The organism is Tumidithrix helvetica PCC 7403, from assembly GCF_965232925.1.
Classification (GTDB): Bacteria; Cyanobacteriota; Cyanobacteriia; order Pseudanabaenales; family Pseudanabaenaceae; genus Tumidithrix; species Tumidithrix helvetica.
This window is the reverse complement of the sequence record NZ_CBDDRA010000007.1, coordinates 121,131-143,933: the sequence shown is the minus strand read 5'-3', so window position 1 is coordinate 143,933 and position 22,803 is coordinate 121,131. Positions and strand designations below refer to the sequence as shown.

21 protein-coding genes and 1 pseudogene are annotated in these 22,803 nt (G+C 44.5%); 13 read left to right on the top strand and 9 right to left on the bottom strand.

Going from position 1 to position 22,803, the window contains the following annotated elements; translation table 11 throughout:
• Nucleotides 1–246 precede the first annotated feature (246 nt).
• On the top strand, nucleotides 247–561 hold the full coding sequence (locus ACP2WE_RS08935) for a transposase (RefSeq protein ID WP_425215202.1): 315 nt from the start codon (nucleotides 247–249) through the stop codon (nucleotides 559–561).
• Between the two features lie 6 nt (nucleotides 562–567).
• Here ACP2WE_RS08935 and ACP2WE_RS08930 read toward each other — a convergent pair.
• From ACP2WE_RS08930 to ACP2WE_RS08905, 6 genes and pseudogenes are all read right to left on the bottom strand, one after another.
• Nucleotides 568–1,434 (bottom strand): annotated as a pseudogene (locus tag ACP2WE_RS08930) (RHS repeat domain-containing protein); the annotation flags it as partial.
• Nucleotides 1,435–1,445: 11 nt separating this feature from the next.
• Nucleotides 1,446–2,324: an Rpn family recombination-promoting nuclease/putative transposase gene (locus tag ACP2WE_RS08925; protein WP_425215200.1), complete on the bottom strand. Its 879-nt coding sequence runs from the start codon at nucleotides 2,322–2,324 to the stop codon at nucleotides 1,446–1,448.
• A 68-nt stretch (nucleotides 2,325–2,392) separates the two neighbouring features.
• A complete protein-coding gene (locus tag ACP2WE_RS08920; RefSeq protein ID WP_425215199.1) occupies nucleotides 2,393–2,857 on the bottom strand; it encodes a hypothetical protein in 465 nt (154 codons plus the stop codon).
• Nucleotides 2,857–4,161: an RHS repeat domain-containing protein gene (locus ACP2WE_RS08915; protein ID WP_503473942.1), complete on the bottom strand. Its 1,305-nt coding sequence runs from the start codon at nucleotides 4,159–4,161 to the stop codon at nucleotides 2,857–2,859. Before ACP2WE_RS08915 ends, ACP2WE_RS08920 begins: the two co-directional genes overlap by 1 nt.
• A 68-nt stretch (nucleotides 4,162–4,229) precedes the next feature.
• Nucleotides 4,230–4,787 carry a GUN4 domain-containing protein gene (locus ACP2WE_RS08910; RefSeq protein ID WP_425215197.1) on the bottom strand — a complete coding sequence of 186 codons (558 nt, stop codon included), beginning with the start codon at nucleotides 4,785–4,787 and terminating at the stop codon, nucleotides 4,230–4,232.
• Between the two features lie 11 nt (nucleotides 4,788–4,798).
• On the bottom strand, nucleotides 4,799–5,854 hold the full coding sequence (locus ACP2WE_RS08905; protein ID WP_425215196.1) for an RHS repeat domain-containing protein: 1,056 nt from the start codon (nucleotides 5,852–5,854) through the stop codon (nucleotides 4,799–4,801).
• Between the two features lie 264 nt (nucleotides 5,855–6,118).
• Between ACP2WE_RS08905 and ACP2WE_RS08900 the strand changes: the two genes are divergently transcribed.
• The 5 genes from ACP2WE_RS08900 (at nucleotide 6,119) to ACP2WE_RS08880 (ending at nucleotide 12,211) form a co-directional block, all read left to right on the top strand.
• Complete coding sequence (locus tag ACP2WE_RS08900; protein ID WP_425215195.1) at nucleotides 6,119–7,828, top strand: ABC1 kinase family protein; 1,710 nt, start codon at nucleotides 6,119–6,121, stop codon at nucleotides 7,826–7,828.
• On the top strand, nucleotides 7,825–8,439 hold the full coding sequence (locus ACP2WE_RS08895) for a hypothetical protein (protein WP_425215194.1): 615 nt from the start codon (nucleotides 7,825–7,827) through the stop codon (nucleotides 8,437–8,439). The genes ACP2WE_RS08900 and ACP2WE_RS08895 overlap by 4 nt, the downstream gene beginning before the upstream one ends.
• A gap of 64 nt (nucleotides 8,440–8,503) precedes the next feature.
• A complete protein-coding gene (locus ACP2WE_RS08890) occupies nucleotides 8,504–10,525 on the top strand; it encodes a DUF3352 domain-containing protein (protein ID WP_425215193.1) in 2,022 nt (673 codons plus the stop codon).
• A gap of 362 nt (nucleotides 10,526–10,887) precedes the next feature.
• The gene (locus ACP2WE_RS08885) at nucleotides 10,888–11,154 is read left to right on the top strand and encodes a hypothetical protein (protein WP_425215192.1); all 267 of its coding nucleotides are present in this window, start codon (nucleotides 10,888–10,890) and stop codon (nucleotides 11,152–11,154) included.
• A 469-nt stretch (nucleotides 11,155–11,623) separates the two neighbouring features.
• A complete protein-coding gene (locus ACP2WE_RS08880) occupies nucleotides 11,624–12,211 on the top strand; it encodes a YdeI/OmpD-associated family protein (RefSeq protein ID WP_425215191.1) in 588 nt (195 codons plus the stop codon).
• Between the two features lie 58 nt (nucleotides 12,212–12,269).
• Here the strand turns inward: ACP2WE_RS08880 and ACP2WE_RS08875 are convergent, their stop codons facing one another.
• Nucleotides 12,270–15,098 (bottom strand): cation-translocating P-type ATPase, encoded by a 2,829-nt coding sequence (locus tag ACP2WE_RS08875; protein ID WP_425215190.1) that lies wholly within the window; start codon nucleotides 15,096–15,098, stop codon nucleotides 12,270–12,272.
• A 171-nt stretch (nucleotides 15,099–15,269) separates the two neighbouring features.
• Between ACP2WE_RS08875 and ACP2WE_RS08870 the strand changes: the two genes are divergently transcribed.
• Nucleotides 15,270–16,397, top strand: a complete 1,128-nt coding sequence (locus ACP2WE_RS08870) for an ATP-binding protein (RefSeq protein WP_425215189.1) — start codon at nucleotides 15,270–15,272, stop codon at nucleotides 16,395–16,397.
• 97 nt (nucleotides 16,398–16,494) lie between these two features.
• On the opposite strand, the gene ACP2WE_RS08865 is transcribed toward ACP2WE_RS08870, so the two are convergent.
• Complete coding sequence (locus ACP2WE_RS08865; protein WP_425215188.1) at nucleotides 16,495–16,938, bottom strand: DUF29 domain-containing protein; 444 nt, start codon at nucleotides 16,936–16,938, stop codon at nucleotides 16,495–16,497.
• A gap of 124 nt (nucleotides 16,939–17,062) precedes the next feature.
• Here ACP2WE_RS08865 and rlmD point away from each other — a divergent pair, with 124 nt between their 5' ends.
• The 4 genes from rlmD (at nucleotide 17,063) to bamE (ending at nucleotide 20,522) form a co-directional block, all read left to right on the top strand.
• Nucleotides 17,063–18,424, top strand: coding sequence for a 23S rRNA (uracil(1939)-C(5))-methyltransferase RlmD (rlmD, locus tag ACP2WE_RS08860; RefSeq protein ID WP_425215187.1), 1,362 nt, complete (start codon nucleotides 17,063–17,065; stop codon nucleotides 18,422–18,424).
• 84 nt (nucleotides 18,425–18,508) lie between these two features.
• Nucleotides 18,509–19,618 carry an S-(hydroxymethyl)glutathione dehydrogenase/class III alcohol dehydrogenase gene (locus ACP2WE_RS08855; RefSeq protein ID WP_425215186.1) on the top strand — a complete coding sequence of 370 codons (1,110 nt, stop codon included), beginning with the start codon at nucleotides 18,509–18,511 and terminating at the stop codon, nucleotides 19,616–19,618.
• A gap of 202 nt (nucleotides 19,619–19,820) precedes the next feature.
• Nucleotides 19,821–20,069: a hypothetical protein gene (locus ACP2WE_RS08850; RefSeq protein ID WP_425215185.1), complete on the top strand. Its 249-nt coding sequence runs from the start codon at nucleotides 19,821–19,823 to the stop codon at nucleotides 20,067–20,069.
• Between the two features lie 42 nt (nucleotides 20,070–20,111).
• Nucleotides 20,112–20,522 (top strand): outer membrane protein assembly factor BamE domain-containing protein, encoded by a 411-nt coding sequence (gene bamE / locus ACP2WE_RS08845; protein ID WP_425215184.1) that lies wholly within the window; start codon nucleotides 20,112–20,114, stop codon nucleotides 20,520–20,522.
• Nucleotides 20,523–20,897: 375 nt separating this feature from the next.
• Here bamE and ACP2WE_RS08840 read toward each other — a convergent pair whose 3' ends face one another.
• On the bottom strand, nucleotides 20,898–21,050 hold the full coding sequence (locus ACP2WE_RS08840) for a hypothetical protein (protein WP_330481996.1): 153 nt from the start codon (nucleotides 21,048–21,050) through the stop codon (nucleotides 20,898–20,900).
• Between the two features lie 212 nt (nucleotides 21,051–21,262).
• On the opposite strand from ACP2WE_RS08840, the gene ACP2WE_RS08835 reads away from it, so the two are divergent.
• Together ACP2WE_RS08835 and ACP2WE_RS08830 are read left to right on the top strand one after the other, a co-directional pair.
• A complete protein-coding gene (locus ACP2WE_RS08835) occupies nucleotides 21,263–21,697 on the top strand; it encodes a hypothetical protein (RefSeq protein ID WP_425215183.1) in 435 nt (144 codons plus the stop codon).
• A gap of 90 nt (nucleotides 21,698–21,787) precedes the next feature.
• Nucleotides 21,788–22,729, top strand: a complete 942-nt coding sequence (locus ACP2WE_RS08830; protein WP_425215182.1) for an ADP-ribosylglycohydrolase family protein — start codon at nucleotides 21,788–21,790, stop codon at nucleotides 22,727–22,729.
• The last annotated feature ends 74 nt before the right edge of the window (nucleotides 22,730–22,803 follow it).

Genomic DNA, 22,803 nt, shown 5'->3' with positions numbered 1-22,803 from the left:
TTCAGAGAAAGGGCAACGGGCTCATGGCAGCAAGCCCTAGCGCCGAGGTGAAAATTTGACGATGATTGCAGCACTCGCAATGTCTGGCATCATTGCCACAATGACTTTTTTCGGTAGCAACGATATCTTGACGTTATACCAATTTAATTGGTGCAAGCAACAGATAAGAAATGTAAGACACTGTAGTTCTTAACGATATGCTAGATCTGTTACCCTCTGTCTTTAAATTGGTATTACTTGTTCTATGTGACTGAGGTATTGGTACCGCAATTGTGGGCAGGTGCAGTGGTGATTATGGATAATCTAAACCTCCATGTTACCGATGCGGTACGTGAAGCAATTGAGGAGGCGGGAGCCACCTTAATCTTCCTGCCAACTTATTCACCTGAGTTATCGCCAATTGAATTGTTTTGGTCTAAGGTCAAGGCTATCCTGCGTTCTATAGCTCCTAGGACTAAAGATGAACTTCATGATGCGATTACTGAGGCATTTAATGCTGCTTCTCGTTCTGATATCTCTGGTTGGTTTGCGGAGTGCGATGCCCGTACTGTTCTCATTTGAAAACCGCTATACCAACCCCGCACCCGATCCATCAAAGTCAACAATCTTGGCAATGCGACGGTCAAACATATCGTATGTGTAGGTCACAGACTTTGTTAACACCCCACCACTGGTTTTCGTATCAACATTCGTCAAGCGGTTCCGATAATCCCATACATAACTCGTCACCTCACCCGTGGCAATATTTGTCCTTTGGGTGCGATTTCCCTCATCATCATAGAGATAGGTAAACGTTCCATCTGACTGCAAACGATTATTTGCCGTCGTCACATAACCCTTGCGATTTCCCAACGCATCATAGCTAAACGCCTCAGATGTTTGATAACTATGGGTCGCAGCCGTAAGCTGACTCGTGGCATCATAGCCATACCCACTACTGCCATCCACCGTCGTCAACTGCGTCACCCTTGCCGCCGCATCATAGGTCAGACCATTACTATTAATCGTCGTCGCATTCCGCGAATGCGTCAGAGCCGTTAACTTACTCGCCAGATCGAATGTCAGACTGCTATTTACTACAGGCACAGACTGATCTGTGCTGGCGAACCTGTTGATTCCCGACATCCGCCCCACGGCATCATAGATCAGGTCAACCCGCTTATTACTCACTCCCGAACCCGATTGCGTCACTTGGGTTAAACGTTGGAGCGCATCGTAACCAAACCCCTGCGTTCCCTTCAAAACTCCTGCGATAGTATCGGTCAAACTGATGCGATTTCCTGCGACATCATAGGTCGAAGTCAGAATTACATTCGGCACACCCGATGTTCCCGTACCATCCACAATGGTTTGTCTGCCTGCCCCATCGTAACTAAAGGCATAACGCGAACTCGGAGCGATCGCGCTCACCACCTGACTCGCCGCATCAAATGTAAACTGAAAACTTAGTGAGTTTTAAGCCAAGCATTTAAGTCAGCAACGGTTTCAAGGTCAAAAATTGCTTCTGCGAGATTTTCTAGCTGCACTACAGATAGTTTAGAAATTCGAGTTTTTAGTCTGGGACTGACTTGTCCAAGTTTGCGGGTTAGTTGGCGCAGCAAGATTGCAGCCTGACCTTTTAACAAACCTCTTTGTTCGCCTAACTGCAAGCCTTCTTGTTTGCCTAACTGCAAGCCTTCTTCCAGAGCTTCTTGATAAACACGAGTTTGCTTTAAATCAGTCTGTGTAAACATTTTCTCAATCTCCTGACGGCTCAACTTGGGGAATTTATATACCAGTACAGTCTCTATAAATTTTACTACTTCGGCTTGTAGATCTGTGCTGATTTCTTGCTCGACTTTAGCTGCTAGGGCTTTTGCCATTTTAGGGGCTATTTTCTCGGAGGATAAAATTAACTGGATAATTGCAATGCCCAGCGAATTTGTCTCATGCTCTAACCAGTCTTCTAAATAGACTCGCACAATTCGCCCCAGAGCGATCGCTTCTTGACAATGTTTGGGAGGCTCTGGTTCGCAATTGGATCGCGCAAATATGGCTACGGCTTTCCAGTCTTGTTTGGGGCGATATTGTTTGAGGTAAAGTCGTATCTCTGCCTCAAAATCTAAGTAAAAATCATCGTTGAGTTGAAACTGAACTTCTGTGAAGTAAATCAGTTTATCGTCGGTTGATGGAATGAAAACGCCATCAGTCCGAAATGCTTTCTCTTTAATTTCGATAGAACTAAATTGATAGCCTTCTGCTTCGGAGGCAGGGCGATCTAGTAGCTCAAAGAGGAGCGAATGGAATGTCTGGAAGAGTTGATAAAATAGCGTGTCCGTTTTCATGAGGGCTAAGCATAGCATAATGCTTGAGCTACGCAAATATATTGATTGTGGGCGACCCACTTTACCAACTAGACAATCTCCTTTTCAGTCTGTGAGCCATCATTATGAGTTTCTATCTGAACATGAAATGCGAGCTTAGGAATATCAAATTCCTCTATATTTTCAAATCTCAAAATTTCATCAATTATTGGAGAGTCAGAAGCTCTCAAACTAATTACTGTAAGCAAAGATGTTTTGCTATCACAAATATCATACCTCTGAATCATAAAATTCTTTCCCGAATTCCAGTATATTATATTGCTTATTTCCTTCCTTCCTATTCTCGAATCTATGATAGTCAATCTTATATGCTTAACACTTTCCACTGGAACATCAAGATAGTCGATTAAATAACTATAACGTTCTACTGACTCTTCCATAGATGGCTCTTCGTCTGGATCTAAATCATAGTAATCTTCAGGCAACACCTTAATTAATTTACTGGAACTGTCTGAGTAGGTTTGATATTCTATTATTATTTGGATGTCACTCATTATTTATTTTTTCCTCTACCACCTAAATCCCGACCTTCAAAAGCCTTTTGAATTTGTTTGAGTGTCTTTTTATCAATTTCTCCTTTTTTCTGCATTTCAATTAGTTCTGTAGGTGTTTTTTGTAAAAGATCATTTATATTCACATCTTTTTGAATGTTTCCACTACTGCGAAGGTCTTTCAATTGACCTTTTCCTTGAAGTTGTTTGTCAATTGGAATATTTGGATCAGCATTACCAAAGTCTATCTCTAAAAATGGAGGAAAGAGAGGCTGAGGAATGGGAAAACCTTGAGGGATGCTACAGATTCTACCAATATCCTCAAAATCTCTGCCGCGATTAATTGCATTTGGGTCTGAATAGCGCCCGCTAGGAGATATGTATATTGTAGGTCTACTCTCTTGAGGAATCGGGAAAGTGAGCATACCACCAGGGAAACCAATTCCAGCACTATTGGTAAACCCACCCAAACTTTTACCTAGACCTCCCACATCATTAAAAAGTTCTGGCGCACCTCCGAAGTCTGAAGTACTTCCTGAGTTTCGTCGTGTGCTGTAATAAATTATTGCCCCACCAACCAAAAAAATCCCACCAATAACGACTACAGGAACAACAAAAGTTATTGCTGTATAACCAAATGGGTCAGTTCCATTCGTCGCACTATTCCCAACATACCGATAAAGATTCGTATCGCCACCCGCAAAACCAATTCTATCCTCGCTAATAAACCTACCCACCACAGAATCATAATAGCGAGAGCGATAATAATAAAGCCCAGTCTCAGAGTCAAACTCCCGACCCGTAAAGCCAAACCGAGACTTCACAAGTGGCGCACTCTGACCCGTGACATTGCCAAAACTATCGTACTTGATGTGCTTTTGCACCACACCCGCACTACTCACCAAATCCCTCACCGTACCCAAATAATCAGAAAGCGTCCAAGAAACTTGAGTCGTTTCCACCGCCAACACCTGATCTAAATTCGCACCATAGAGATATCGCTCCTTGAGAATGCCAAGCCCACTCAGCACCAACATAATATGGTCGCGGTCATAAACATACCGCTCAACCACTGCCAACCCCGCACCCGAACCATCAAAGTCAACACTCTTGGCAATGCGACGGTCAAACATATCGTATGTGTAGGTCACAGACTTTGTTAGCACCCCACCACTGGTTTTCGTATCCACACCCGTCAAGCGATTCCGATAATCCCAAACATAACTCGTCACCTCACCTGTGGCAATATTTGTCCTTTGCGTGCGATTTCCCTCATCATCATAGAGACAGGTAAATGTTCCATCGATTATTCGCCGCTGTCACATGAGCCGTGTGATTGCTATCGTAAGAAAATCTTTTAATCATCACAAACAAATCATTCAGTTGACGATTTATTTTCGGCTTGGCAGAATTGAAGTCGAGTATATAGAGAGATTCCATCTGCACGCCAGATTTTTGGCTTTGTTATTCCTTCTGTCATCCATTCATATGAAGGTAGATGTCCAAGTGGTGCATTTAAATTAAACTGAAATACTTTTTTGTGTATATCCCATCCCAATTCTTTAAAAAACTCTTCGTATGAATCATCCTGTATACCTGATTTTGTCTTTGCAAATACTTTTTGAAATACCCTCCCTTGAATGCTAAATCCAAAGTGCTCTCTACTATAATTTACCCACAAGCGATCAATCGACATTAAGTATCCACATGGAAAATTTTCGATTGGATCCTTCTCTATTTTTAGATATACCAACCACTCACCAAACCATTTTCTTTTGGTAATCTTTAAAATCAAGTTCCTCGTTTCACTATCAGCTTTTTCCCATTGCTGAGTCATCAAGTAACTTTCTAGATAATTTAAGCTTGGGGGGGAAAACTCACTGTAGGCGAAAAGCAATGCAATTAATATTGCAATTGCAAGAAATATCTTCATGGATTTTATTTTCATTGCTGTCGAGTGTAATCAGGTAATCTTATAGTTTTAACTGGAGGTATAAATTTAGGAACATAATTATTCCCACGCCACCCATAGCGTACTCCAAGAGACCAATCGATCAATTTTCTTTCCAACTCAAAAGGTTCAATTATATGTCTGATATATTTTTCCACTCTAGTTTCTCTCAATGCCTCAATTGTCACAGTTGTACAATTGTTGCTAGATAAATCATAATCCCTTAAAGGCAGAGGTCTAGCCCTTTGCTCTATGCCATTCTTTTTTGGGATTGGGGCGTTGAAATATAATCTATCTAAGTAAGCGGCAATCTTATCTTCCTCGTCTTTCGAGAAATCAAGCTGATAGCGACGAATAGGAACTCCTACAAGGCTGTAATTCATATAGAATTGATCACCATTAGATCTATCTAACCCCTCTTTATTAAAGTTATAGTAGGTTCCATTTATTGCTATTGCAGTGTGCCCAAATGGATTACTTTCACTTACCCCCCCTGATGTAGCAGAGAAGATGTATATGATTGTCCATAACCCAAACGGATCGATCGCATTCGTCGCACTATTCCCAACATATCTGTAAAGATTCGCATCACCACCCGCAAAACCAATTCTATCCTCACTGATAAACCTGCCAACGGCAGAGTCATAATAGCGAGAGCGATAATAATAAAGCCCAGTCTCAGAGTCAAACTCCCGACCCGTAAAGCCAAATCGCGACTTCACCAGTGGCGCACTTTGAGCCGTGACATTCCCAAAACTATCGTACTTGATGTGCTTTTGCACCACACCCGCACTACTCACCAGATCCCTCACCGTACCCAAATAATCAGAAAGCGTCCAGCTTACCTGACTACCCTCCACCGCCAGCACCTGATCTAGATTCGCACCATAGAGATATCGCTCCTTGAGAATGCCAAGCCCACTCAGCACCAACATAATATGGTCGCGGTCATAAACATACCGCTCAACCACTGCCAACCCCGCACCCGAACCATCAAAGTCAACACTCTTAGCAATGCGACGGTCAAACATGTCGTATGTGTAGGTCACAGACTTTGTTAACACCCCACCACTGGTTTTCGTGTCTACATTTGTCAAGCGATTCCTGTAATCCCAAATATAAAAACTCACTTTTTTCAACCAATAGCATGGACTTTAGCTCTCAGGGCGAAGGGGGTAAGAATTGAGTAAAACCCGATCGCGCTCTTAAGCTTTGCAGATTAGTTTGTAGTTTCGTATACTATACTTAATAGATTTTAATAAACTAAAAATAGTCAGGTTATATAAATTGTGATGAAAGAGGGATCTAGCAAAGTGAATCGACATCCTCTTGAAAGCTTAAGAAATTACGATCCGATCGCGATCGCAAACTACTACAAACCCCGTCCTTGGCAGGTGGCATGGAGACTGATCAGCGTCACCTACATGTTTGTGGGCTTTCTTTTAGGGTGCGCTTGGGATCGATGGCAAGACAAAAACAAGAGCCAACCCAAACGTGCCGAGCAGTTGCGTCGCATCATTACGACCCTAGGGCCAACCTATATCAAGGTGGGGCAGGCACTCTCTACACGCCCCGATCTCGTGCGTCAAGACTTTTTAGTTGAGCTAACCAAACTGCAAGACAAACTGCCCCCATTCTCAACGCCTCAAGCATTTGACATCGTGCAGCGAGAACTGGGTAAGCCCGTTACAGAGGTTTATGCATGGGTCTCTGAGGAACCTGTGGCGGCGGCGAGTTTGGGACAGGTTTATAAAGCGACATTACATTCTGGCGAAGAAGTTGCGATTAAAGTCCAAAGACCAAACCTTCTGCCAATCTTGACGCTGGACTTATTTATTTTGCGCTGGTTTGCTACTTGGTTTGGGCCGATGCTGCCTCTCAATCTGGGCAATAACCTAGATGCGATCGTAGATGAGTTTGGCATCAAGCTATTTGAAGAAATCGATTATGTCAATGAAGCCAGAAACGCTGAGCGGTTCGCAGGCTATTTTAAGGACGATCCGAATGTTAAGGTTCCCTCTATTTTTTGGGATTACAGTACCAATTGCGTTTTAACTCTTGAGTGGATCGACGGCATTAAGCTCACAGAAATTGACAAAATTCAAGCGGCGGGACTCAATACCGATGCTTTGGTAAGGATTGGCGTGATGTCTGGGTTGCGGCAATTGCTAGAGTTTGGCTTTTTCCATGCCGACCCTCACCCAGGCAACCTATTTGCCACCTACGATGGGCGGATGGCATACATCGACTTTGGCATGATGGATCAGCTCGATCTCAACACTAAAGAGCAGTTAGTAGATTCCGTCGTGCATTTAATCAACAAAGATTACGATCAGTTGGGGCAAGATTATGTCAACTTGGGATTTTTGCAACCCCATGTCGATATGAAGTCGATTGTGAAGGCTCTTGAGTCGGTTTTGGGTGACATCATGACTGAGAAAGTGAGTGACTTTAACTTTAAGGTCGTCACCGATCGCTTTTCTGGTCTGATGTACGAATATCCCTTTAGCTTGCCTGCAAAATTTGCCCTCATCATTCGCTCGGTAATTACCCAAGAAGGCGTTGCCCTCAGCCTAAACCCTGACTTTAAAATCGTACAAGTCGCCTACCCCTATGTGGCAAGACGTTTGCTCACAGACGAGTCCGAAAGCCTGCGCAAACGCTTGTTAGAGGTTCTGTTTAAAGACGATAAGTTCCAATGGGCGCGGTTAGAAAATCTGATTGCGATCGCTAAGTCAGATGACAACTTTGACCTTGTACCCACTGCCAAAATGGGCTTACAGTTTCTCATGTCCCAAGAAGGTGAGTTTTTGCGTCGGCGCATTATCTTAGCCTTGACGGAAGACGATCGCTTGCATACCGATGAGATCCAACGCCTGTGGCAGTTAATTCGCGTCGATCTCGAGCCAGGCAAATTATGGAATGCCGCAGTGGGGGCAATTCGCACCTCTATTCGCGATGCTATGCCTCAAGCGATCGCCGCCGTTTTACCGATTTCCCTACTCTCTGGGATAAATTCATGATTGGGATCAAACATTTTTTGGCGATCGTATTACTAGCAATTTGTTTGGGGATGGGTGGGCTGAATTTAGGTTGGTCATCACCCAGTTTGGCTGAGACTGCACCTACACCTCAATTTTTACAGATGTCCGCTGAGGTATCTGACAGTGGATTGGCTGGTGGGACGACTAGCGGATCGACAAGTCCCAGCCAAGTAAATCCCAGCCAACTGGTTGAGGGCATCGACAAGATCAAAGCTGCAATGAAAAACCTGCGCTTTTGCTACAACGAAAACTGTTTCTACCGCCAGATCGAAAGTAAGATCGATCCTCCTAGCAAGGTTTCAGGTACTTACACAGCAACGATCTCAGCACTTGTCGATCGCCCGTCAGCCAATCCTAACTCAGCGGATTATCATTTTATCTTCACGGATGAGCATTGGCAGTTGGTTAAAGGCGAAGAATATACAGATGTGGCGGACTATGTATTTGATGGCGATCGCTACGAAATCTTTAGCGTGCACACAAATCGGGTAATTCGGGGTAATCTAGCTCAAGCAAGAGAAGAGGGTAATCTTAAGTCTGGTTACATTCCTCTTTACTTTGAAATCTTGAATAATGGTGTAGAACGCTAGTTTTATTGCATAAGTTACTAAAATAAACTCCAAAGTCACTCCTATTTATGAGAGGTACATAGGCTTGGTTAATCTATTTAATTTGGCATTGCTGGCTTTTTTGGGTGTCGGTTTTTCTTATTCAGTGGGTCAGCCTAGAAATGCAGTTCCAGCCAATCATGCAGCAAGTGCCGCCACAGTTCAATCAACCTTACCTGCTAAACCCTCTCGGAGTGCAGTTAATTCTTCGCTTACGCCTGAAGTTCTTGCCAATCAATTTTCGCCCATCGCTCAAGCGGCTTCAGAGCAAGAACCCCTTGCTGCCGCCAAAATCCTTCCTTCCGATCTTCTCGGTATCGCGGTTTTGAATCTAAATCCTCAACTGTGGGACGAAGCCGATCGCTTCAACCCTTTTGAGATTAAAGCCTTAGATGCGATCGCGAAGTTGAACCGACTGCCTAAGGGTATGACCTTTAGGCAGGATATTCAGCCTTGGCTCGGCGATCGCATTGTTTTTGCATTTTCTCAAGCACCCAACAAAAAAGACTTTAAGCTGATGATTTTGATGCCCATTAACGATGGTGCTAAATATGAAGCTTTTATCGCGAAGGCGATCGCAAATCACAAACAGAAACCAACCGCTTCAGAATATAAGGGTGTGCGAATTTTAGAGTGGGAAACAGACGATCCTTCTCGTGCGACTGCCTTAAAAGCCTGTTCCAAAAAACCGCTTAAACAGTTCCTCAATAAGCTTGCGAACGATCGAAATCTAAAATGCGAACAGGATATCGATGACAAGGAAGAAAATGATGGATTTCCTGATTCTCTGAGATTAGATGTTTTTGGCTTTAGTGAGAATGGAGCGGTACTTGCCACGTTACCCAATGGATATCTTGTCATTAGCGACTCGCGACAGACAATCGAAGCGCTAATCGATGCTCAGGCAAATCTTATCCCTCTAGCAGAAAATCCTCTATTTCAACGCACCGTTAAGAATCCTCTATGGCAGCGATCGCTGTTTGCTGGCTATGGGGATAACAAGCGCATCATACAAATGCTCGAAGCCAGCCTCACTCAGCTGAATAAACCAAAAGTCGAACCCGACCCAAAAGCAGAAATTGAGCCTCCTAATCCATTTGGGTATAGTGAAGAGGATCTTTTGAGTGGCTTGCGTAGATCGGCGGATGAATACGCCAGTTTCGATCTATATACTTGGGTATCACCTCAAGGGTTGCACAGTCAAAGCAATACTTACTACACAAAGCCTCGTACGGTTCAACCTGTGAATGGCAGATTTGGCAAACCCGATCGAATTTTATCGCTTTTGCCAGCCAATAGCTATGCTTCTATTTCTAGTCAAAACTTTACGCAACAATGGCAGTGGCTCAAGGAAGAAATCAAATGGCAGCCTTCCTTTGGATTTCTTTACGCGAGCATGCGTCAAGCCTTAACTTCTACCCTCGGCGTAGATATAGATAAAGATATTGCCCCTTGGATCGATGGTGAGTATGCCATGGTTCTTTTCCCAAGCGATCGGGGGCTATTTAAAGCATTTGACTTCGATTTAGCCTTAGGGAGCATGATTCAAACCTCAAACCCTGCGGCGGCAAATGCTACCATTGCCAAAATCGAGAAGCAGATCGTTAGTTTAGCGGATGGCACACTCTCAGTTTCCAAGCGTCAAGTTGGTGGCGTGCAGGTGACCAGTTGGGAAATCAATGACCCAGAGCATAAGGCTGCCTCTCAAAGTGTGTTTGCCTATGGTTGGAGAGATAAACATACTCTCGTCCTTGCCACGGGAATTACACCCCTCTCGACCCTAATCGTTCCATCAAATTCTTCTCTTGCTCAGTCAGAGAAGTTTAAAGTTGCGATCGCAAATATGCCTAAGCCCAACTTTGGTTACTTCTTTATGAATGCCCAAGGGGTGGCTCGGCTGGCAGTTTTAGGTTTTTCTAGCTTAAGTGAAACCTTCACAGAGTCCCAGATACCACCTCAAGTCAAAAAGATCTTAGATACCCTTGGTGGTTTGGTAGTTGCCTACTCTCAGACTCCTGAGAAACTGCAATCAGACTCTTTCTTAGGGCTCAACCCTGTAAAAAGGTAGAATGCGGAACTCTAATCTAGTTCTGTTGTAAATTCCCTGGGAATTGATGTCGCAATCCTAAATGGATATATGAGAGGTTCTTTCCTCTGCATAGAATCATAGGGGTAATTCATGAATTGCCCCTACATACTTCCGACGTCCGAACGAAAGCGATAGAATGTTGCTAAGAGGAAATTGTCTGTTCTAATAGCTGTCCGTTATGATGCTGTTTCGGCGTACAGCATTAGCATGAAGTACCGCTGTGTTCTGTAATACTTATAAAAAAATTCTTCAAAATATCTTTAGGATTCAACCATTCTATCAGTTGTAAACTAGCCTAAGCTTCATAGCTGTGGATATATTCAAATCAAAGGGGTTCTATTATGAGTGAAGAGAAAAAAGAAGGGCTTAGCGGATTTGTGAGCGGATTACAGCAAAAAGCTGGAGAATTTGCCGAAGGGATCAAAGATAAAGTCGAAGATGTGGTGGGTGAGGAGAATCTGAAAAAGGTTACCGATGTTCTCAACACAGATGTCGGTGAAATTGCTAAGGATGCAGTTGATAAAACAGGAGATGCTTTAGGCGATTTAAAGGAAAAAGCCGAAGATGTTTTTGAAAAAGTGACTGGGAAAGAAGAAAGCCCAGAATAGTAAATTAGTTTCTACTCCTTTCCCAGTCTAAGAATAGGCAATTCTAATGCCGATTCCTCAAGCATTTTATCTATAAGGATTACCCAATCTTTTAGCGGGAAGGGAGTAACTACACTTTTAGCATTCTAGCAAGCCCAAAGAAACCTATAAGTTTTATAGCTGTTCAACCATGAAATAGCAGGCGATCTCTCAAAATCATTTCAAAAATTTGTAATTCACCCTTTTTCGTTGCCTCTTAAAATCGGGATTACTACTTTTTAAAAGTATTCTACGTGAAAATATTTTTCATTGCTGTAGCTTAAACTGTATTGGTCACTGCATGTACTTCAGCAAGCGATCGTCTAATTGACAAGTAGAAGACAAAGAGTGGAGCCACAATGGTCTTTGTTAAAAGTGAAAAACTAGACTCTTGAGAAGTAGCCTATTTGATTTTATAGCTTTTAATTTATGTCTAATCTATGGGTGGAATATGCAGGATGCACCAGATAACTCAATCCATCCCAAGACCCGATCTGAGTGGCGGTTGTGGCTTCAGTCAAATCACACCCGTGCTGAAGGGATTTGGTTGGTCAGCTACAAGAAAGCTACCCAAAAACCTCGCTTTGAGTATAACGATGCCGTTGAAGAAGCGCTCTGTTTCGGATGGATTGACAGCAAGCCTAATAAGCTGGACGACGAGCGATCGCTGCTTTGGTTTGCGCCACGCAAGGCAGGCACAGGGTGGTCAAAGCCCAATAAAGAGAGGGTTGATAAGTTAATTGCATCGGGACTGATGGCTGAGGCTGGACTTGCCAAGGTTGAGGCTGCAAAAAGAGATGGTTCTTGGAATGTGCTGGATGCAGTAGAAGCTTTAGAGATTCCCTCCGATCTGGGAGAAGCTTTGGGATCGTACCCAAATGCCCAGCTTAACTTTGATGCTTTCCCTCGTTCGGTAAAACGTGGCATTTTAGAGTGGATTGCGATCGCCAAGAAACCAGAGACGAGAGCAAAGCGAATTGAGGAAACTGCAAAGCTTGCGGCGGAAAATATTCGCGCAAACCAATGGCGTCAAGCGTAGGGGCAATTCATGAATTGCCCCTACATACAAATCAAATCGGATTCCTATAGCTCTGGATTTAACGTAAAGCTAAAGCTTTGGATGCTCGCCAACGGATAAATAGTTTTTCCATTTCTATCCATACAAACATTAAAGTACTAACGCCTAAGCAAACCGAAAGCTCTGTGAAACTGAGGAAATGTGTACCAAAAAACCTTTGTAAAGGGGGAATATAAATCAGCATCAGTTGCAAAACAGTAGTAAGCGAGATCGATGCAAGGACAAAGGGGTTAGAGAAAGGATTGAGTTCGATCGTCAACTGCGTGTTTGAACGAATTGCCAAGGCATGACCCATCTGTGCTAGACAAAGGGTGGTAAATACCATCGTTTTCCACCGCTCTGGATCGAGCCCGTTATGATTTAGATGCGTGTAGGTATATGCCCAGCCCATCAGTGCGATCGTGAAAACGGCTAAGACGATGCCCACGCGAATCATATAGGAACCTAAGCCACGGGCAAAGATATTCTCGCGCGGATCGTAGGGAGGACGGCGCATTACATTGGGCTCGGCGGGTTCCACTGCTAAAGCCAATGCTGGTAAGCCATCGGTAACAAGGTTCATCCATAAAATCTGTAATGGGCTGAGAGGAACCCCTCCTAAACCTAGTAGCGGAGCTGCCGCGATCGTCAGAACTTCCCCAATATTGCTACCTAAAATATATTTAATAAATCGCCGAATATTTGTATAAACGACACGACCTTCTTCGGTGGCTGCAACAATCGTGGCAAAATTATCATCCAGCAAAATCATATCGCTGGCTTCTTTACTGACATCTGTACCCGTGATTCCCATGGCGATACCAATATCAGCTTGCTTGAGGGCGGGAGCATCATTGACGCCATCACCCGTCATCGCCACAAAATGCCCTTTAGCTTGCAGAGCTTGGACAATTCGCAGTTTATGCTCGGGAGAGACACGAGCATAAACGCTGACATGTTCGACTTCTTGCTCAAGCTCAGGTTGCGTTAGTTCCTCTAATTCTCGACCGATTAACACCCGATCGCCTTCTTTAGAAATACCTAAATTCTCAGCGATCGCTTTGGCAGTCAGTTGGTGATCGCCCGTAATCATCACTGCACGGATACCTGCTTCTCGACAACGTTGTACGGCTTGACGAACTTCTGGGCGCGGTGCATCAAGCATTCCCACCAAACCAATCCAAACTAGATGCTGCTCTTCACTTTCGTTGAAATCACCTTCAGGTAAGCTAAGTGTAGGACGATAGGCAAAGCCCAGCACGCGCAAACCTTGACTAGCAAGGCGATTATTCTCCTGTAAAATGCGATCGCGCTGTTCGTCATCTAGAGATTGAATATCTTTGCCAATCTGGATACTCGTACAACATTCCAACGTCAACTCAGGCGAACCTTTGGTAAACATCAGATAGCTAGATTCTTGTAGGTGGTTTACCCCATCGAGATCGTCTTCTTTCGCATTTTGAGTGACTTCACAAACAACACTCATGCGTTTGCGTTCCGATGAAAAGGGAACTTCGGCAATACGAGGGAGCTTATGAGTCCACTCAGCCTGATCGTAATTCCCTTTGCCAGCCAAAGATAAAAGTGCGCCCTCCGTAGGATCGCCGATGATAATCCATTCCTCTTTCTTCTGCTGCAAAAGGGCATCATTACATAGGGCACAGGCAAGCAGCAGCTTCTGTAATTCCCCATATTCGCTCACTTGAATCATAGAATCCGAGCTAGCATTTAGTTTGAATCCTCCGAACGGAGCATAACCCTCTCCAGTCACCTGTAAGGTGTCGCTAGCCGTGCTGACTACCTGCACCACCATTTTGTTTTGGGTGAGCGTACCCGTTTTATCGGAGCAAATCGTGGTAACCGACCCAAGCGTTTCTACGGCAGGTAACTTGCGAATGAGGGCATTGCGCTTTACCATTCGCTGCGTACCGAGAGCAAGGGTCACAGTAATGACCGCTGGCAAACCTTCAGGCACGACCGCAACTGCCATACTCAGAGAGACTTCCAGGAGTTCCTCAAATTTGCTCCAGCCCGTGGTAATTACCCCAAACGCCACCACGATCGCTACCAAAATCAGAGAACCTGTAACTAGGACGTTCCCCAGTTGTCCCATACGCCTCTGGAGGGGAGTTTCTTCAGACTCAATCCCTTGAATTAGGGTCGCGATCTTGCCGAGCTCAGTTTGCATGCCCGTCGAAGTCACCAGCACCTTTGCTCTGCCTTGAATGACCTCAGTGCCATGAAACACAAGATTTAAGCGATCGCCTAAACTCGCATCCTTCTCTAGCTCTAGTTCTGCTTGTTTGATTACGCCTTCAGCTTCCCCTGTGAGCGCTGATTCTCTCACTTGCAGGTTTTGTGCCTCTAGCAATCGACCATCGGCAGCGACTTGTACCCCAGCTTCAAGCAGCATCACATCTCCTGGTACGATCTGCCGCCCAGCCACTTCCATGACCGTACCGTTACGAATTACCCTTACTTTGGGCGTAGCCATGCGTTTGAGCGCCGCCAGTGCCTGCTCGGCTCGACTTTCCTGCACGTATCCCAAAATACCGTTAAGCAAAACGATCACAAAGATCGCGATCGCATCTTTCGGAAAATCGCCCTTGCGAATATCTATCGCCCCTGAAACCAATGCCACGGCGATCAGCATCACCAACATGATGTTTTTGAACTGATCGATAAAAATCTCCAGAGAGGGACGACCCGCTTTTTCAATCAGTTCGTTAGTCCCATAGGTTTGTAGACGTTCATCTACCTGTTTGGTGGTAAGCCCTGAATCGCGATCGCTTTCCAGCAAAAGCACAGACTTATCAGCCTCTAGGGTATGCCAAGCAGTGGCTGGGGATGGCAAGGTTTCTAAAGCCATGAGTATTCAAGGAGGTAAGGATGTTAAAAATATATTACTAGAAAAATACTAAAAAATAGTGTCAATTTAATTTATATGACACTAATTCATAGAGCTAAGCTAAAATCTTAGTCAATCGTAATTCATTTCAGCCCTACTTCGATTTGTTGCAACAAATCATTGAAATTCATAATGGTCAATAATCCCTTCGTGCCTCAATATTTGGTTGGGCGGCAAACAGAGCTTGCTAAGGTCAGTCAAATTTTAAAAGACGATGGCGATTTGCTGATTGCTGGGGTAGCGGGGAGTGGACGACAAACCCTTGTACGCTGGGCTGCCCATCAAGTCGGCGCTAGAGTGCTTACGATCGATTGTCTCAGAACAACGGATGGCGAAAGGTTTTTGCAATTATTGGCAGAAAGCCTGATGACTGTGTTTACTGCCCCTAAAGAATTAGCCACGATCCAAACTTGGATTAAGGATTTGCCTCTGATTTTAGAAAAAGCCGCAAACAAAAAATTTCGTCTGGTGTGGCATCGATTCCCTGCTGCAGGCATACTACCGCAAACCGAGCTTTGGGAAATATTTCAAGCTTTACTGAGTTTGCCGCAAAAAATTGCAGAGGGACTAGATTGTCGCGTTGTGATCGTCCTGCAAAACTTTACGCATATTCGATCTTGGGATCGCAAAGGCACATGGGAAGCCTATTTGCGTCAAGAAATTCAGCAACAGAGTCGCGTGAGCTATGCCCTGATTGCGACGGTGACTGAACCTTGGATGCAGGATCTAAGCTTACATACCGTTGTCTTAGCTCCCCTAAGCGATCGCGAACTCAGTACTTGGTTAGAACCGACAATGGCAGCAGAGGGCTTGTTGTTTGATGCGAATACGCCGGCTTTGGAATTGTTTGCCAGCTACGTGCAGGGAAATTTTGGCGATGCGATCGCCCTAATTCGGCGGATTTGGCTCGATTGTCAGGCTCAGCTTCATACCAAAGCATCCAAAACCGAGTTTTTGATTCAACCCCATCACGTCCACCGTAGCATGCTGGCATTAATTGAGGATTTGTCCTCTACCTTTGAGTCGCTCATTATGCTGCTTCCCCCCAGTCAGGTGCGCGTGCTTGAAAGCCTTGCCCTTGATCCTACTGTTAGCCCCCATCGGCGCGAATACATTCAAAAACATCAGCTATCCAAGGGTGGCAGTTTGCAAGGTGCGCTAGAGAGTTTAGAACAAAAGGGATTAGTTTATGGGGCTGAGTATGGCTATCAGATTGCACTACCAATGTTGTTGTTTTGGCTCAAACAACGATTGGCTTAAATTTCTAGTTAGAGAATTCCAATAATCCTTTTCATTTCTAATGTAGCCTTCATTAGATTTGTCTTGCTGAGGTTAACATTACGCCAGTGCGGCACTTCTAATCTTCCCAAATTGTATATGTTTGTTCAAAGACCTCAAACCAACTCAGGGTAGTGATTTCTGGCTTTTTGCCCATTTCATCTCTAGCATCCTGTTTCGCATCTGTAAAACACTTATCCCAAATAGATTCTAAAAATTCCCTATTCAGACTCGGCATCTCCCCTTGACTATTCGCAATTTCTCGCCGCGCCGATCGAATTGAAATCACCCAACTTGCACTACGTTTCTCAGGCTGACAGTTCCACTTGATGATATGCAGCATTAACCGTGTTAGTTGACTGCTCACTGCTCTCTTTTCCGATCGCCCCATTGCCTCAACCAAACTTTCTAAAACTGCATTCACTTCTGTCAACTTGCCCTCCTTTAGGAGATCTTTCGCTTTGATCATTGCCAAATATGGCGATTGAAATACTAATTCATCCCATACTGCTTGTGTTGCCATCGTTGTTTAACCAACTTTTGATAGGTACTGTGATTGACTTAATTATTTTGTCAATATAATTATGCATGATTAACCTAATGATAGAGTTAGACACCACTTTCAATAGCAACGAGTAAGAAGTTAAATGCAACAAGGACAAACCATATCGCTTGAAATTACCGACCTAGCAGATAGTGGGGATGGAGTTGGTCGTCACGAAGCGTTAGTGGTGTTTGTGCCAGATACAGTGCCAGGCGATCGCATTGAGGCGAAACTCGTCAAAGTCAAGCACAGTTATGCTAATGCCAGCCTCACCAAAATTCTCGCTCCATCACCCCATCGGGTACGTCCTTCTTGTATTGTTGCCGATAAATGTGGCGGCTGCCAATGGCAAGTGGTGAGCTATGACCATCAGCTTCAGATCAAGCAAAATCAAGTAGCTCAGGCATTACAGCGTATTGGTAAATTCGAGCCCGAGGCGATCGCCACTTGGATGGATCCGATTATTGGTGCGCCTTCGGATTTGCACTATCGCAACAAAGTCACCTATCCGCTCGATAAAACCCAAGAGGGTAAAGTCAGAGCAGGCTATTACCAAAAGGGTAGTCATAAACTGGTCAATCTCAATCAATGTCCTGTTCAAGATCGGCGCCTCGATCTTTTCTTAGAGAATGTCAAACTAGACATTCAAAAGCAGGGTTGGCTCATTTATGACGAGCAGTACCATCGAGGTCTATTGCGGCATTTTAGCTTGCGAATTGGGCGGCATACAGGGCAAGTTCTCTTAACGCTGATTTCCAACTCATGGGATGTGCCAGGGCTTGAAGAGCAAGCCAACGCATGGCTAGAACAATATCCTCAACTGGTTGGTGTAATGCTCAACCACAATTCCATTCGCACCAACACCATCTTTGGTGCTGAAACTCGCTGTATTGCAGGTCGTGATTTTGTCGAGGAACGGTTTGCAGGGCTAACATTTCAATTGAGAGCAGATACCTTCTTTCAGATTTATACGGAACAAGCCGAAGCGATGGTGTCTGCGATCCAAGAGGAACTTGGCTTGCAAGGGCATGAGCTTCTCTTAGATGCCTATGCAGGAATTGGTACGATTTCTCTGCCTTTGGCGCAATGGGTCAAGCAGGTAATCGCGATCGAAATTCAACCCCAAGCGACACAACAGGCAATACTCAACGCCCAGATGAATGGTATTGACAATATTCAATTTCTCACAGGAAAAGTGGAAGACCTCCTACCCACCTTAGAAGTTCAGCCAGACATTACAATTCTGGATCCACCGCGCAAAGGCTGCGAACCTAGTGCGATCGCCCATTTACGCAGCCATCCCTCCCAGCAGATCGCCTATGTCAGTTGTAACCCTGCCACCCTCGCCCGTGACCTAAACCTACTTTGTGCAGATAATGCCTATCGGATTACGCGGATTCAACCCTTTGATTTCTTCCCTCAGACTTCCCATGTGGAAAGTGTAACATTTCTGACAAAGAACTAATTCCAGTAAAGATTCTAAAATCTTTACCTCTGGTTCTAGGGAGAGACGATAATAAATCAGATTTTCGATCATGAGGAGCGCTATATGGATGTTAAAGCCGCGATCGCCTTTGCTGCGGGTCAACCCCTAAAAATTGAAACGGTTCAACTTCAGCCACCCCAAGCAGGAGAAGTACTAATCGAGATCAAGGCAACAGGGGTTTGTCATACCGATGCCTACACGTTATCTGGAGCTGACCCTGAGGGACTGTTTCCCACAATTTTAGGGCATGAAGGCGCAGGGGTAGTTGTAGAAGTCGGAGCAGGAGTGACGAGCCTCGAAGTTGGCGACCATGTGATTCCGCTCTATACGCCCGAATGTCGTCAATGTAAATTTTGTCTCAGCCGTAAAACCAATCTCTGCCAAGCAATTCGCACAACCCAAGGGCGAGGACTCATGCCCGATGGTACGAGTCGATTTTCCATTAACGGTGAAATGCTCCATCACTATATGGGAACTTCCACCTTTGCGAACTATACGGTACTTCCAGAAATTGCTGTTGCCAAGATCAGAAAAGATGCTCCCTTTGATAAGGTTTGCTATATCGGTTGTGGTGTTACCACAGGTGTCGGTGCCGTAATCAATACAGCCAAGGTTGAACCAGGCGCGAATGTGGTTGTATTCGGTCTGGGTGGAATTGGTCTGAATGTAATTCAGGGTGCGCGTTTAGCGGGCGCAGATATGATTATAGGAGTAGACCTCAATCCCAATCGGCGATCGCTGGCTGAGAAGTTTGGCATGACTCACTTTGTCAATCCTTTAGAAGTGGAAGGCGATCTGGTTCCCTATCTGGTTGACTTGACCAAAGGGGGTGCAGATTATAGCTTTGAGTGCATCGGTAACGTGAACGTCATGCGTCAAGCTTTGGAATGCTGTCACAAAGGCTGGGGAATGAGCGTGATTATTGGCGTTGCTGGTGCAGGTCAAGAAATTAGTACCCGTCCCTTTCAACTCGTCACGGGTAGGGTTTGGAAAGGCTCGGCTTTTGGTGGCGCTAGAGGTCGCACAGATGTTCCGAAAATTGTAGATTGGTACATGGACGGCAAAATCAATATTGACGATTTGATTACCCACACCATGCCGATCGAGCAAGTGAATGAAGCTTTTGACCTCATGCACGAAGGGAAATCCATTCGCACAGTTCTAACGTTTTAGTTAGCATATCGGAGCGTTTACGAGCCTAATTCGCCTTGAACCTGCCTATTCTATGGCGTGGTATGGGCTTGCGAATGCCCTACTTGGATATTCTGGAAAAACGCAAAATCTCAGGTTACTTCGCGATGCTGTTGCGATCGCAAAACAATCACTCATACTTAACAGAGATAACTAGTTCGCTCAAGACTTCCTTCAAAATATCGTGTTACGAACACCCCTGACATCTCAGGATATTGATGAAATCCAGCCATTTACCGCTGTTTCTTCGACGCTTCGAGGTCAAACAGAATATACACACTCAACGTTCGCTGCTGCCCTAGACGCACTCCCCACAGGTAGGGAACGCATACAGATAATCATGTGGCTAGGAACTTTTGATGCCCCTAGTACGGCTGAGATACTGTTACGTGGTTTATCTGAAACTTCTTCCATACTTTCTTTTTGGGGCTGATATAATTGATTTGTTTGTGATTCTAGGCATGGGGTTTAAAGAATGCGAGGTTTGCAAGCGATTGGGGCAGTAAGTGCGATCGCATTTCTCACTGCATTAACTCAAACAGTTCCTGTTACTAGAGTTCATGCCGACATTACTACGGCAACTTCCTATTCCTCGCAGTTTGATTCTACAGTTTGGAAAGATCTCGAACGAATTAACAAGGAACCCTATCCCCGCTTGGCAATGGCTGACGAATTGGTTCGCACGCGTCGTTTAGATGGGTTGACGCGTCAACAGGTTCTAACCCTCTTAGGAGACCCAACGTCCACAAATTATTTCAAAGGTCAATATGACATTATTTATTGGCTAGGTCGAGAAAGAAGCTATATCAGTATCGATTCTGAATGGCTAGTGATTAAATTTGACACCAAAGGGATCGTGCAAAAGTATGCGATCGTGCGTGATTGATCGAATTACTTGACCAGTCAACTGAAATTTAAGTCGATCGCGTCCTTTATTTGATGGTTGCCGTCTGTCTAGGTGAACTTTAAAACAGAAGTAGACGATCGCGGGGTTATTTTCCTGATGAACGGACGGCTCACGCCAAAAACTCACGATTTCTCATTTAAAAATTTTCATTAAAGAGGGGCTACTGACTAAAGCTCTAAAGCATCAATGCTAGAACGCTTAGTCTGTAACCCCTACTTTAGAATCAATGCGCTTTACTTTTAAAGCCTGAAGTCTAGAGCTGATATTCAAGGTATTAATTGGCTTTATTGATGAGTTGTCGATCGAATGACCAAAAGCACAACAAATTAAGTATAAGTTGAGCTAAGCGATCGACTAGTTGGTATGGGTTTTCCAGTTATGGCTGGTTGCTTCAGAAACCGTTAAACCAACTTCATTAGCAGCACGTCCTAAAACTACTTCTTCACGGTGCTTATCTGATTGACGATTACGAGCAGCCATACTGCGAGCTTGATCTTTAAGTGACATATGTTTATCTCCTGTGTTTTATTACAAGTACAATAACACAAAGTTGTATCTTTTGCTACCGAATTGTATGCAAGAATACAAATAAATTATTACGTTTTATTAAGAGTTGCTAGAACTGTCCCTATCCCTTAAAAAAACATCCCTTTTCATGCGTAGGAGGTACGAATAGGAGGCAAAATAAATAAGATGAGATTTAGCGATGTAAGAGCGATATGGGTCGTTTTCTCTATGTCAAGTCAATTTCGTATCGGGGTTATCTCATACTTCCTTTTGTACGAAATCGAATTGATGGTCATGTCATTTATTCCTACACATTGCTTTCAGAACTTGGTCACAAGGGTAATTGGCATAAAGCCGAAAATCCTGCTGGGCTATATTCCGATCGATTAGAGCAACTGTTAGAGATTGCCAAAGAGCATTTAGATCAGCACTCTGACTGTATGGGAGTGGTCGATTATTTTAAAAGGCGTTATGTCTACCGAGAAAATTTGGTGGTAATTCATCAAGCGGCAGGCAAATGTTTTTACGATCACTATCCTCCAAATAGCTTGATTAACATTGCTGCGCCCAAGATATTTCGCTCGGAGTTTGATTGCATTAACTGGGTGAAACATGGACTCGATCGCAATCGTGTCAATACTAATTGATGCAATCTTGATCGAATTCAAATTACCTCCTAAGATAATTCACTTACCTAAGTAAGCATTGCTGGATCTTTTATTCCTATTTGCGGGGCTATGCTGAAGAATTCAAAAACATTAGCAGGGTTGTTGGGTTTGAGCGTTGGCGATGCCCTAGGTGTACCCGTGGAGTTTGCCAGCCGTTCTGAGCTTGTAGCATCACCCATCATCAAAATGACTGGGTACGGTACATGGCAACAACCATTAGGTACCTGGTCAGACGATAGTTCTCTCAGCTTTTGTCTGGCCGAATCGATGTGTCAGGGCTTTTCTTTGGAAGCGATCGCCGAATCTTTTTGTCGTTGGCGCAGTCAAGGATATTGGTCGGCTCATGGGAGCGTGTTTGACGTGGGGGCAACGACAGCTCTATCCATTTATCGCTTGCATCAGGGCGTCCCCCCCCTAGAGGCGGGCGAAACCAGTGATGGCACAAATGGCAATGGCTCGATCATGCGCATTTTGCCCTTGGCGTTTTATCACAAAACCCTAAGCTTGAGAGAGTTAATCGAACGGGTGCATCAAGTCTCTTGTATCACCCACGCTCATCCGCGATCGCAAATTGCCTGTGGCATCTATATCTGTATTGCGGTTCAAATCCTATTGGGACACGATCCTCAGGATGCCTATTTATTGGGGATCAAAGATGCCAAACAACTCTATGTCGAGCCAGCGCTGATGACGGAGCTACACCATTTTGAACGAGTATTGAGTGAGGGGATTCCTAGCTTAACCGTGGACGAAATTAATTCCAGTGGCTATGTGGTCGATACCTTAGAAGCGTCACTCTGGTGTTTGCTCACCAGTACGTCCTATTCCGAAACTGTATTGAAGGCTGTAAATTTGGGCAACGATACAGACACAACCGCCACGGTTGCTGGCGGTTTAGCGGGAATTTATTTTGGCGTAGAGTCAATTCCAGCCGAATGGATCGACCAACTTGCCCGAAAAGATGACATTATCGATCTTGCCAATCGTTTAGAGACAGCAGTATATAGCTAGCGTCGGCTACGCTCGAACAACGAACAGTAACAACAAACAAGTTCCCTGAGCGTTCGCTTAGGGAACTTTAGGTA